We start from the raw sequence: 11,994 nt of genomic DNA, 5'->3' as shown, positions 1-11,994 counted from the left end.
ATGCCGCGGGAATTCGTCAAACAGGCGGGGGAAATCCTCCGGTCGGGGAAGCCGATCGAGGAGCGGCTCCGGGAATTCACGACCGCGATCGGTGCCTTCCTCTCCGGCGGCGTGTCCTCGGTCCTCCTGTTCGACCGGGACTCCGAGGATTTTTACCTGCGATCGACGACGCTTCGTTACACCCCCTCGCCGGAGATCTTCCACTTCTCTTCGGCGGGGACGGTGGAGGACCTGGCCCTCCGTGAGCGAAGGGTCGTAACCCTTTCCGAGATCCACCGGTCACCCGGCAGCCGGCTCCGCGGCGACATGGTCTTCTTCCCCCTCCTCTCCTCGGACGAACCGCTCGGCGTGCTGGTGATCCAGATGACTTCGGCCAGCGGGATCCCGCAGGAGCGGGTGGCGGCGCTGGACGAGGCGGCCATGCTCCTGTCCGACTCGATCGGGGTGTCGCTGCGCGAGGAGTCGGCAGCGCTCCGGATGACGAAAATCGCCGCCATCAACGAGGCGGGCATCAATATCATCTCCACGCTGGATCTCCTGAGGCTCCAGAAGCTGGTCGCCACCTCGGCCTGCCTGATCATGGAGGCCGAGTCGTGCGTCATCCGCCTCCTGGACGCGGCGACCGGGAAATACGCCATCCGGGATTTCTACGGGATGAAGGCGGAAAGCGACCAGAAGGACCTCTTCCGGATGGACAAGAAGGCGGTGACGGAGGTCCTGAAGGGGGCGTCTTCGATCCTCGTCCGCGATGTGGCGGAGGAGGAAGGGTGGAAGGAGTTCGCCGGCATCGCCCGAACGCTGCTCTGCCTCCCCCTGAAGAGCGACGGGGAGATCATCGGCACGGTGTCGATCTTCGACAAGTTCCCGCACAAGACGTTCTACCCCACCTCGTTCAACAACGACGATAGGGGGACGTTCGAGAAGTTCATCCGGTACGTCGAGAAGGCCATCGGCAACGCCATCGCGTTCGAGAGGAACGATCGCCTGAAGAACCTCGACGAAGCGACCGGCCTCCCTACGCTCAAATATTTCCAGGGCCGCCTCCACCACGAGCTTTCCCGGGCGAAGCGCTTCAAGCGCAGGCTCGTCCTCATGATCTGCGAGGTGACCCCGAAGCTTACCGGACGGGAATTCGCCGCCGTCGACCGGGGGGAGATCGTCGTGAAGCGGTTGGCCTCCGTGCTCCGAGGCTCCCTGCGGGAGTATGACGTTGTCGCGCGGATCAGCGAGTGGAAGTTCGGGATGATCCTGCCCGAGGCGGAGGACGGAAGGATGAGCGCCATCCCCCGGATCAAAAAGGCGATCCACACCGAGGTGGAGGAGATCCGCAAGCGCATCAAGGACGTTCGGGTCGACCTCCGGTTCGGGCACGCCTCCTACCCCGAGGACGGGGACGACCACGAGAAGCTGATCTTCAAGTCGAACATCCTCAAAATGTGACGGGAGGGCGGGCCGGACCGCCCTCGTTCATCGATCCCGTCCGGTATCCCTTGAGATCGACGGAAACGTAGAGGAAGCCGTTCCTCCGGAACCCCTCGTGGACGGCGTCCGCGACCTCCGCGTCGAAGAGGCGGGAAATCTCCTCCTGCCCGACCTCGATGCGCGCCACGGCGCCGTGCACGCGGACGCGGAACTGCCGGAAGCCGAATCCCCGCAAGATCTCCTCGCAGGACTCCACGCGCCGCAAGGACTCCTCCGTGATCTCGGTCCCATACGGGAACCGGGAGGAGAGGCAGGCGAAGGATCCCTTCTCCGCGGTCGGCAGGCCAAGGCACCGGCTCAACGCGCGGATTTCCTCCTTCGTGATCCCGTTTTCCAGCAGGGGACTTCGCACGCCGAGCTCCTTCGCCGCACGGCGGCCGGGTCGGAAGTCGTGGAGGTCGTCGGCGTTGGTGCCGTCGCAGACCGCGGCGAACCTCTCCTTGCGGGCAATCCCTGCGAGGAGCCCGAACAGCTCCTTTTTGCAGTGATAGCACCGGTCGGGAGGATTGGAAGAAAAGCCAGGGATGCCCAGCTCGTTCGACTCGATGAACCGGTGAGGAACGCCCCACTTCCGGGCGATCGCTTCCGCCTCGTCCCGCTCCGACTTCGGGTAGGTTGGGGATGTGGCGGTGACCGCGAGGACGCGGTCGCGAAGCGCCGCGCGGGCGGCGTGCAGGAGGAAGGTGCTGTCCACCCCGCCGCTGAAGGCGATCACGGCCGAACCCATCTTCCGCAAGGAGGACAGCAGCGCATCCCACTTTTCCTTCGCCGGGCCGGAGAGGTCCGTATTCTCCAACGGGTCAGGAAAGGAGCGCACATTCCACCCCGGAGAAATCCGGGTCGTACGGGAGATGAATTTCCCTTTCCGTTCCGTCCGTCATCTCGCGCACGCGGAAGGGCGTCCGGGTGCCGGGTTTGCTGTACCGCGTGAAGAAGCGCGCAAGCAGTTCCACGGGCGTTTCCCCGTTTGTCCCGTTGATCCCGATGGAAGGCCCGGAGAACCCTTCCGCGACATAGATACGCAGCTTCCCCTTGCCGAGCGCCTCGAGCTTCCGGTTTTCCGCTTCGTCCCTCCCCACGATCACCTTCCTCCCGTCCGGCATCCGGAAGTGCCTCCCGACTTTGAGAAGGTGAAGGTCCGCCATGTCCGGCGAAAGGCAATAATCGAGCAGGTCCTTCACTTTGACCGAAAAGGTCTTGTCGGTGAGAAGGCAGCCGCCGGCCGGGCAAGGGTAGTCGGCGATGTTCCACTCTTCCGCCAGGCGGATCTGCTCCTTGCGGGAGCGGCCGGCGATGTCGAGGAGCCTATCCCGGTCGACCCATCCCTCGCGCTCGGGGATCGTCGGTTCGAGGTTCCGGGCCGACAGGGGGCGCAGGACGAACCCCGCGCATCCGCTGTGCTTCTCGATGACCCGCAAAGCGTCGCCGCGCTGGGACATCGGGCGCTGTCCCACGACTTCCCCGGTGACCAGGAACGAGGCGCCGATCTCCTCCATGTACTCCCGCCCTTTCCGGAGCGTGAAGATCCGGCAGTCCACACAGGGGTTCATCGCGGATCCCCGGCCATGTTTCGGGGCGCGGATGATGTCGACGTACTCCTTTCCCTTGGAAACGGTCCGGATCGGGATCCCCATTCTCCCGGCGACGATCTGCGCCTGGGAGTGGCATCCCGCCCCGCCTCCCCCGCCGGATGCGCCGTCCGGCGGGCGCGAGCAGGTGCAGAACGGGGAGGTGAAGTGGAGGGCGAAGAGCTCGATCCCCTGGTCGAGCATCATCTTCGCGGCCAGTGTGCTGTCCAAGCCCCCCGACAACAGGATCACCGCGCGCACGGGGGGCCGCAAGACGGCCGGTTTCATAGCGGGCAGCTCCGTTCCAGGTGATATTCGAGGGGAGAGAGCGGCGGGAGGATCCGCGGCGACCCCCCGCAAGCCGGGCATCCCGGGTCCTTCGGGACCGTGAGCGTGGAGACGGAGGCGTCCAGCGTGTCGATCATCATCAGCCTCCCGCTCAGCGGTTCGCCGATCCCCAGCAGCAACTTGACGGCCTCCACCGCTTGCCACGATCCCACGACGCCCGCCGATGCACCCAGAATTCCCGCCTCGGAGCAGGTCGGGGCGTCCTTGCGGGGGGGGATCTCGGGGAGGAGGCACCGCAAGCACGGCCCCTTGCAGGGGATCACCGTGAGGATCTGTCCCCCGAACCGCAGGACCCCCGCGTGGACCAGCGGGACGCCCGTCAAGATCGACGCGTCGTTGCACAGGTATTTCGTCGGGAAGTTGTCGCTCCCGTCGACGATGACGTCGTAGCGGCGGAAAAGGTCCAGGGCGTTGTCCGTCGTGAGTGCGGTATCGTGAACCTCCACCACGAGGTCCGACCGGAACGCCCGAAGGGCCGCTCCCGCGGAGTCCGCCTTGCCGAGGCCCACCGAATGCTCTCCATGAATCATCTGCCGGTTGAGGTTGGACAGGTCGACGCGATCTCCGTCGATGATCCCGATCCGGCCCACTCCCGCAGCGGCGAGATAAAGGAGCGCGGGCGAGCCCAGCCCCCCCGCTCCCACCACGAGCGCGGACGAGGAAAAGAGCTTCTCCTGGCCGGAGGAGCCGATTTCCCGCAGGAGGAGGTTCCGGCTGTACCTCAGGACGTCTTGGTCGTTCCACTCCATCGAAGTATTATACCCTAGAATTTCCGGGCGCTCCTGATAGCATAGGGGGGAGCGACGCCCGCTGGAGGTCCATTGCCGATCGACGTAGGCCCCATCCGCGCCGCCGAATTTCCGGTCACGGAACGGTTCCTTTACCTGAACCACGCCGGGGTCTCTCCGATTCCGGCCCGTGCCGCGGAGGCCGGCGCCCGATTGCTCTACCGGTTCCGCGACGAGGGGGCGTTCCACCTTCGGAAGTGGCAGGACATTGCGGATGAGGCGCGCGGCCGGTTCGCCCGCATGATCGGGGCGTCCCCCGAGGAGGTCGCCTTCATCAAGAACACCTCCGAGGGGCTTTCCTTCATCGCCGCAGGGTTCCCGTGGAAGGAAGGGGACAACCTGGTCACCGCCAACGTCGAGTTCCCCGCGAACGTCTACCCCTGGATGCGGCTGGCGTCGCGCAACGTCGAGGTGCGGATGGTGACGGCCCGCGAGGGCAGGGTCCGCAAGGAGGACCTTTTCGCCGCGTGCGACGGGAAGACCCGCCTGATCACGCTCTCCTCGGTGGAGTTCGCCAACGGGTACCGCAACGACCTCCCCGGAATCGGGGAGTTCTGCCAGAAGAAAGGGATCTTCTTCAACGTGGACGCGATCCAGAGCCTGGGGGTCCTGCCGATCGACGTCCGGTCGTACGGAATCGACTCCCTCTCCGCGGACGGGCACAAGTGGCTGCTCTCGCCGGAAGGGATCGGGGGGTTCTACATCTCCAGGGAGGTGATGGAGATGGTGGAGCCGGTCGAGCTGGGATGGCACTCGGTCCAGAATCGCTTCGACTTCGAAAACTACGATTTTCGTCTCTCCCCCGACGCCCGCCGCTTCGAGCCGGGAAGCTTCAACACCGTCGGCCTGGCCGCATTCAACGCGTCGCTCGAACTGCTGTTGTCGATCGGGGTGGACCGGATCTGGGAAAGGGTGCGCCGGTTGACCGACGGAGCGATCGAGACCGCCTTGCGGCAGGGGTACGAGGTCGTTTCGCCGCGGCACCCGGAGGACCGCTCGGGCATCGTCACCTTCCGGGTTCCGGGCGCCGATCCGCACCCCCTCTGGAAAGCGCTCCTCGCGAGGAACGTGGTCTGTTCGCCCCGCTCTGGGGGGATCCGCGTCTCCCCGCACTTCTACAACACGCCCGAAGAGATCGCCCGGTTCTTCGAGATTCTCGCCGAGGAAATCGGTCGCCTCTGAAGGATACTACCGGATGAGGAGGTAGGCGCCAGGCGATGAGCCACGAGCCCCATGAAAAGATCCTGATGGTCGATGACGATGCTCTTGTCACGGAGGTCATCGGCGCGGTTCTCCGGAGCAACGGGTTCCGGTTCGAGAGCGCGTCCGACGGAGTCGAGGGGCTGCTGAAGGCCAGGGACCTGCATCCCGATCTCATCTTCCTCGACATCTCGATGCCGGGGATGGACGGTTTCCAGACGTGCCGCAGACTCAGGGAGGACTCGGTTACCCGCAAGATCCCGGTGGTCATGCTCACGGCCGACACGGACCGGGAGTCCAGGATCAAGGCGCTGGAGGCGGGCGCGAACGACTTCCTCACGAAGCCGGTCGACAACACGGAGCTGGTCGTCCGGGCGAACAACCTCCTGAAGACGAAGCGGTACCAGGACTCCCTCGAGGAACAGGGCAGGATCCTCGAGCGGCAAGTCCAGGAGAGGACCCGGCAGCTCATGGAGTCCCTGCTGGAAACCGTCCAGCGGCTGACGCTCGCCTCGGAGTACCGGGACGTCGACTCCTATGTCCACGTCAAGCGGATCAGCTACTACACCGAAGTCGTCGTGAAGAGCCTCGGCATCTCGGGGGAGGAGGCCGACATCATGTTCTATGCGAGCCCGATGCACGACATCGGAAAGGTCGGCATTCCGGACGCCATCCTGCTCAAGCCCGGGATCCTGACGGACGAGGAATTCGAGATCATGAAGACCCACACCACGATCGGGGCGAGGATCCTGCGCGGGTCCGGCAGCCCCTACCTGAAGTCGGCGGAGCGGTTCGCGCTGTGCCACCACGAGCGGTGGGACGGCACTGGCTATCCGCAGGGGCTCAAGGGGGAAGCGATCCCGATCGAGGGGCGGATCATGAACCTGATTGACCAGTACGACGCCCTGAGAAGCAAGCGTCCCTACAAGCCCCCGTTCGACCACGAGCGCGCCGTGGCGATCCTGACCGGGGGGGGGCACCGCACGAACCCGGGCCATTTCGATCCCCGGATCCTCCAGATCTTCAAGGATAGCGCGGAGAAGTTCCGCGAGATCTTCGAAACCCACCAATCGTGGTAGGGGAAAAGGGGGTCAGTGGCGGGGCCGGCTCTTCTCCCGCGCGATGAGAGCCGCCCCCAGCGCTCCCGCCAGCTGAGGCTCTTCGGGAACCAGGAGCGGGATGCCGAACCGGTCCTCGAGGGCCTTGCGGGCAGCGGGGTTTTTCGCGACCCCTCCCGTCATGACGGCGGGGGCTTCGCAGCCGACCCGCTCGGCGAGCGCCGCGATCCGGTTCGCTATGGCCAGGTGCACTCCCCATGCGATGTCCTCGGCGGAGGCCCCCGTCGCGATCAGGGAGACGACCTCCGACTCGGCGAACACCGTGCACATCGAACTGACGGACAGCGACCTTCGGGAGAGCAGGGCGAGTGGCCCCATCTGATCCAGGTCCATCTCCAGGGTCCGCGCCATCACTTCCAGGAACCGCCCTGTGCCTGCAGCGCACTTGTCGTTCATCGCGAAGTCGACCACCCGGCCATCCGGGGAGAGCCGGATGACCTTGCTGTCCTGCCCCCCGATGTCGAGCACCGTCGCAGCGAAGGGGAACAGGTGGCGGGCCCCCCGCGCGTGGCAGGTGATCTCGGTGACATTCAGGTCGGCAGCGGGCACCCTCTCGCGTCCGTAGCCCGTCGAAACGGTGATTGCGATGTCGGTCGCGGTTCCCCCGGAGATCGCGAGAGCACGGGAAAGGGCCTCCCCGGATGCTTTTTGCGTGGAGACGCCGGTGGCGACGATGGCGTGCCCGGCCACCGTTCCCTTCCCGTCGAGGAGGACCACGTCGGTGGTGAGGGACCCGACGTCGATCCCGGCGAAGAGAACCCGGCGCGGAGTCACAGCGTCGTGAGCTCGTACTTCCGTGAGCCGAGTCCCATTTCCTCGCCGTAGGACAGCTGGGTCGTCCAGTCGATGGAGGGGTGGGTTTTCCGGAAGGGATCCGAACCCGCCGCCCGGATCACGAGATCCGCGGATGCCTGGTCGATGGCGACCGGATCGCAGGAAGCGAGGATCCCGACGTCCGGCGCGATCGGCCGGTCGCTGTTGCCGTAGCAGTCGCAGTAGGGGGAGATCTGCATGACGAAGGTGAGGAACAGGATGGAGTCCCTCTTCCCCTCGAGAGCACCAAGGGCATGCTCCACCATCTTTTTCTGCACCATGGGCGCTGCCTCGTTCCAGTCGATCTTCACCGTGTGCTCGGGGCAGACCACAATGCAGTCCGCGCAGCCGATGCAGGTTTTCGAATCGATGAGCGCCTTGACCGAGAGGACCGAGATGGCGCCCGAGGGGCAGTGGGCTGCGCACGTTCCGCAGCCCGTGCAGTTCGCCGGGTCGACGAACGGCGATACGGTCGAGTGCTGGGCGAGTTTTCCCGCCCGGGAAGCGCACCCCATTCCGAGGTTCTTGATGGCGCCGCCGAACCCGGAAAGCTCGTGCCCCTTGAAGTGCGTGAGCACGACCATGGCATCGGCGTTGACGATCTCGGCACCGATGGAGACCTCGCGGAAGATCCTCCCTCCGACGGGAACCGGGACGGCGCTCTCGCCCCGCAGTCCGTCCGCGATGACGATGGGAGCATCCGCCACGGCGTATGCGAATCCGTTCGTGACGGCCGTCCGGAGGTGATCGACGGCGTTGCTCCGTCCGCCCAGGTAAAGCGTGTTGGTGTCGGTGAGGAAGGGTTTTCCGCCCGCGGCAGCGACCTCCTCGACGACCTTGCGGACGAAAATGGGGCGGAGGAAGGCGGTATTTCCCGTCTCCCCGAAGTGAAGCTTCACCGCCGTCAGGTCGCCAGGCTCGATCCTTTCGGAGAGCCCGGCGGCGCGCAGGAGATTCCCCGTCTTGTCGAGGAGGCTTTTCCCGGGCGGCGCGGACAGGTCCGTGAACCAAACTGTCGACTGCATGCAGAAACCCCGCATTGACGGATGGGAATTCGGCAATTATAATACATTATTCGGAGCAGCTCCAAGACACTTCCCGAAACTCCTCGGAGGTCAGAGTCCAATGAGCTTCAAGGTTGGGGATATGGCAGTCTATCCGGCTCACGGCGTCGGAATCATCCAGGCGATCGAAACGAAGTCGATCTCGGGGGGGAGGCGGGAATCGTTTTACGTTTTACGCATCCTGGACACGGGGATCACGATCATGGTTCCGGTCAACAATACGAACCAGGTAGGCCTGCGCCGCATCATGGATAGCCGGGCCGTCACCTCGGTCTACAAGATCCTCCGGGCGCGGGAGATGGATGTCGAGCCCAAGCCGTGGAACCGCCGCTACCGCCAGTACATGGACAAGCTCAAATCCGGATCCCCGTTCGAAATCGCCGAGGTCCTGCGCAACCTGCTCCTGCTGAAGGGGGAGAAGGCCCTGTCCTTCGGGGAGCGGAAGATGCTGGACACGGCCCGTTCCCTCCTCGTCAAGGAAATCTCTCTCGCCAAGGCCGTAACGGAGGAAGCCGTCGAGGAGGACCTGCGCCGCTTCCTGAACCTGTAAGCCTCCTCCGCACGTTGGCGTTCGGCATTTTTCCCAACGTCTGCCCGCAACCGCCGGGCCTGTCGAAGAACATGAAGATGATGCGTCCGTGCACGATGAGGAGTTGCTGCACGGGTCGGGGCAACGTTTCCGCACGGAGGGGAAATGGCTAGGGTCGTCGCCATTGTGGTCGCCGGCGGGGCGGGAATGCGGATGGGGGCAACTGTTCCGAAGCAGTTCCTCCTCCTCGGCGGACGCCCGATCGTCGATCGGACGATTTCCACGCTCGCGGCCTCGCCGCAGATCGACGGGATCCTCCTGGCTCTTCCCCCCCACTTTCCAGGGGACGTCAAGGTGTCGTACCGCGGCCGGCCGAAGGTGCTGCAGGTGGTCGACGGCGGAGCCGAGCGGCAGGACTCCGTCCGCATTGCCCTCGCGGCCGTGCCGGGAGAGGCGGAGGTGATCCTCGTCCATGATGCTGTGCGGCCGTTTGTTTCCTGCGATCTTCTGGCGCGATGCGTGGAGCTGGCCAGGGAGCACGGCGCCGTCGTGCCCGTCCTTCCCGTCCGGGAAACCGTGAAGGAGTGGGACCGGAAGGGGAAGACGCTTTCCACCGTCGACCGGTCCCTGCTGTACCGCGCACAGACTCCGCAGGCTTTCCGCGCCGGGATTCTCCGGAGGGCCTACGAGAAGGCGGGCGCCGCAGGACGTCGGGGGACCGATGACGCGTCGCTCGTGGAAGCGGCCGGATACCCGGTGACCCCGATCCCCGGGGAAGAGGCGAACATCAAGATCACGATTCCGGAGGAGCTTCGGATGGCGGAGGGACTGCTCCGCGAGGAGGCCGAATTCCGGATCGGCCTGGGGGGCGACGCCCACCGGCTCGTCGAGGGTAGGGAGCTTTGGCTCGGAGGAGTCAAAGTGGAGCACGCGAAAGGGCTCTTGGGGCACTCCGACGGAGACGTCCTTCTCCACGCGATCGCCGACGCCCTTTACGGGGCGATGGGCGACCGTGACATCGGGCACCACTTTCCCCCCGACCTGGAGGAGACCCGGGGGATCCCCGGCCGGAAAATCCTCGAGCACACACGCGGGAGGATGGAGGAGCTGGGCTACGCTCTCGTTGGGCTCGACGCCGTGGTCGTTTGCGAGGAGCCCCGGATCGCGCCGATCGCCCAGGCGCTGCGCGCCTCCATCGCGGAGATCCTGTCCGTGGGCGCCGAGCGCGTAAGTCTGAAGGGGAAGACAACGGAGGGGATGGGCTTCGAGGGGAGAGGGGAAGGCATCTCGGCATGGGCCGTGGCTCTGCTTGCGGGGTTCCGGCCGATCTCCACGATCGAAAGGGGTACCTCCTGAATGGCGTTGACCGTTTTCAACACCTTGGGAAACCGGAAGGAGCCGTTCGTCCCGATCGCCCCGGGGAAAGTGAAGATGTACGTCTGCGGGGTGACGGTCTATGATCTCTGCCACGTCGGGCATGCCCGCGCGAACGTGGTTTTCGACATCTTCGTGCGCTATCTGCGGCACCGCGGGTACGATGTCACCTTCGTGCGCAACTTCACCGATATCGACGACAAGATCATCCGGCGGGCGAACCAGGAGGGGATGAAGACCGAAGAAATTGCGGAACGCTATATCAAGGCCTTCTACGAGGACTTCGACCGGATGGGGCTTCTGCGCCCTGATGTCGAGCCGCGAGCGACAAAGCATATTGCGGAGATCATCGGGCTCGTGGATCGGCTGGTCGCGACGGAGAAGGCGTATGTTGTCGGGAGGGACGTTTATTATTCCGTCAAGGGATTCCCGGCATACGGCAGGCTGTCGGGGAAGAACACGGAAGACCTGCTGGCCGGGGCGCGCGTGGACGTGGACGAGCGGAAACGGGACCCGCTCGACTTCGCGCTCTGGAAGTCGTCGAAGCCTGGAGAGCCCTCCTGGGACAGCCCCTGGGGGGCGGGGCGCCCGGGGTGGCACATCGAGTGCTCCGCGATGGCGATGAAGCACCTGGGGGAGACGTTCGATATCCACGGGGGGGGGAAGGACCTTGTGTTCCCCCATCACGAGAACGAGATCGCCCAGTCGGAAGGAGTGACGGGAAAGCCTTTCGCCCGCTACTGGATCCATAACGGGTTCGTCAACATCAACCAGGAGAAGATGAGCAAGTCGCTCGGGAACTTCTTCACCCTCCGCGAGGTGCTGAAGAAGGTAAAACCCGAGGTGCTCCGGTTCTTCTTCGCGTCGAGCCATTACCGGAGCCCGATCGACCATTCCGACCGGAGCCTCGCCGAGGCGAAGGCGGGGCTGGACCGCCTCTACCGGGTGAAGGAGAAGGCGGAGAGCTGCTCGTCCGCCGGGGCCTCCTCCTTTCCGGAGGGGAGCGAGTTCTCTCCTCTGCGGGACGCGCCGGCGAAGTTCGAAGAGGCGATGGACGATGACTTCAACACGGCCGCGGCCCTGGGGTATCTCTTCGACGCCGCGCGGGCGCTCAACCGGCTGGCTCCCGCCGACACGGCCGCGGAGAAGGAGAAGGCCGGGCAATTCCTAGCGGGTTACGCGATCCTCGAGCCGCTGTTCGGGGTGCTGGGGCTCCTCCAGATGTCGGCGAAGGACTACTTCCGGCTTGATTACACGCACGTTGGAAATATAAGCGTCGAAATTAGCGTGCAATCGGAAGTCGGATATTCGCCCGGCTCACGTACGGGAGACCGTCTCAGTGAAGCGGAGATCCTCCGGCGCATCGAGGCCCGCAAGGTCGCCCGCGCCAGGAAGGACTTCGCGGAGGCCGACCGGATCCGGAAGGAGCTCGAGGCGTCGGGAATCCTGCTCGAGGACTCCAAGGGCGGAACGACGTGGAAGTACAAGACATAGCGTTCCGCCCAGTCGCCGCGATCAGCTGCGCCGCCTCGGAGGGGGACTCCGGTCGTGGCTCGCCGTGCGGTGGACCCCCACGGCTGCGCACCGGCCTCCAGGGCTCCATTCCCTCAGATCCCGGCATTCGAGGGCCGCTGCATCCGCTCCGGCATCGTTGCCCTCCCTCACCGTACCGCAGCGGGTACGCTTCGGTCGGGCGCCTCGCCGGACGCG

At 65.2% G+C, this 11,994-nt stretch carries 11 protein-coding genes; 6 read left to right on the top strand and 5 right to left on the bottom strand.

Going from position 1 to position 11,994, the window contains the following annotated elements; genetic code table 11:
- A complete protein-coding gene (locus tag A2Z13_04710) occupies nt 1-1,440 on the top strand; it encodes a hypothetical protein (GenBank protein ID OGP80639.1) in 1,440 nt (479 codons plus the stop codon).
- Here A2Z13_04710 and A2Z13_04705 read toward each other — a convergent pair.
- From A2Z13_04705 to A2Z13_04695, 3 genes are all read right to left on the bottom strand, one after another.
- Entirely contained in the window at nt 1,430-2,209 is a 780-nt protein-coding gene (locus A2Z13_04705) for a TIGR00268 family protein (protein ID OGP80675.1), read from the bottom strand. The genes A2Z13_04710 and A2Z13_04705 overlap by 11 nt on opposite strands.
- Before the next feature lie 73 nt (nt 2,210-2,282).
- A complete protein-coding gene (locus A2Z13_04700; protein ID OGP80638.1) occupies nt 2,283-3,338 on the bottom strand; it encodes a hypothetical protein in 1,056 nt (351 codons plus the stop codon).
- Entirely contained in the window at nt 3,335-4,147 is an 813-nt protein-coding gene (locus tag A2Z13_04695; protein ID OGP80637.1) for an adenylyltransferase, read from the bottom strand. The genes A2Z13_04700 and A2Z13_04695 overlap by 4 nt, the downstream gene beginning before the upstream one ends.
- Before the next feature lie 78 nt (nt 4,148-4,225).
- Between A2Z13_04695 and A2Z13_04690 the strand changes: the two genes are divergently transcribed.
- On the top strand, nt 4,226-5,368 hold the full coding sequence (locus tag A2Z13_04690) for a hypothetical protein (GenBank protein OGP80674.1): 1,143 nt from the start codon (nt 4,226-4,228) through the stop codon (nt 5,366-5,368).
- Nucleotides 5,369-5,403: 35 nt separating this feature from the next.
- Complete coding sequence (locus tag A2Z13_04685; GenBank protein ID OGP80636.1) at nt 5,404-6,465, top strand: two-component system response regulator; 1,062 nt, start codon at nt 5,404-5,406, stop codon at nt 6,463-6,465.
- Between the two features lie 12 nt (nt 6,466-6,477).
- Here the strand turns inward: A2Z13_04685 and A2Z13_04680 are convergent, their stop codons facing one another.
- Both A2Z13_04680 and A2Z13_04675 read right to left on the bottom strand, forming a co-directional pair.
- The gene (locus tag A2Z13_04680) at nt 6,478-7,278 is read right to left on the bottom strand and encodes a 2-hydroxyglutaryl-CoA dehydratase (protein ID OGP80635.1); all 801 of its coding nucleotides are present in this window, start codon (nt 7,276-7,278) and stop codon (nt 6,478-6,480) included.
- Nucleotides 7,275-8,342, bottom strand: coding sequence for a 4Fe-4S ferredoxin (locus A2Z13_04675; GenBank protein ID OGP80673.1), 1,068 nt, complete (start codon nt 8,340-8,342; stop codon nt 7,275-7,277). The genes A2Z13_04680 and A2Z13_04675 overlap by 4 nt, the downstream gene beginning before the upstream one ends.
- Nucleotides 8,343-8,442: 100 nt before the next feature.
- On the opposite strand from A2Z13_04675, the gene A2Z13_04670 reads away from it, so the two are divergent.
- From A2Z13_04670 to A2Z13_04660, 3 genes are all read left to right on the top strand, one after another.
- Nucleotides 8,443-8,931 carry a CarD family transcriptional regulator gene (locus tag A2Z13_04670; GenBank protein ID OGP80634.1) on the top strand — a complete coding sequence of 163 codons (489 nt, stop codon included), beginning with the start codon at nt 8,443-8,445 and terminating at the stop codon, nt 8,929-8,931.
- A 144-nt stretch (nt 8,932-9,075) separates the two neighbouring features.
- The gene (locus A2Z13_04665; GenBank protein ID OGP80633.1) at nt 9,076-10,266 is read left to right on the top strand and encodes a hypothetical protein; all 1,191 of its coding nucleotides are present in this window, start codon (nt 9,076-9,078) and stop codon (nt 10,264-10,266) included.
- Nucleotides 10,267-11,778, top strand: coding sequence for a cysteine--tRNA ligase (locus A2Z13_04660; protein OGP80632.1), 1,512 nt, complete (start codon nt 10,267-10,269; stop codon nt 11,776-11,778).
- The last annotated feature ends 216 nt before the right edge of the window (nt 11,779-11,994 follow it).

The organism is Deltaproteobacteria bacterium RBG_16_64_85 (assembly GCA_001798885.1).
GTDB lineage: Bacteria > Desulfobacterota > Deferrimicrobia > Deferrimicrobiales > Deferrimicrobiaceae > FEB-35.
This window is presented reverse-complemented; position numbering and strand designations above follow the sequence as displayed.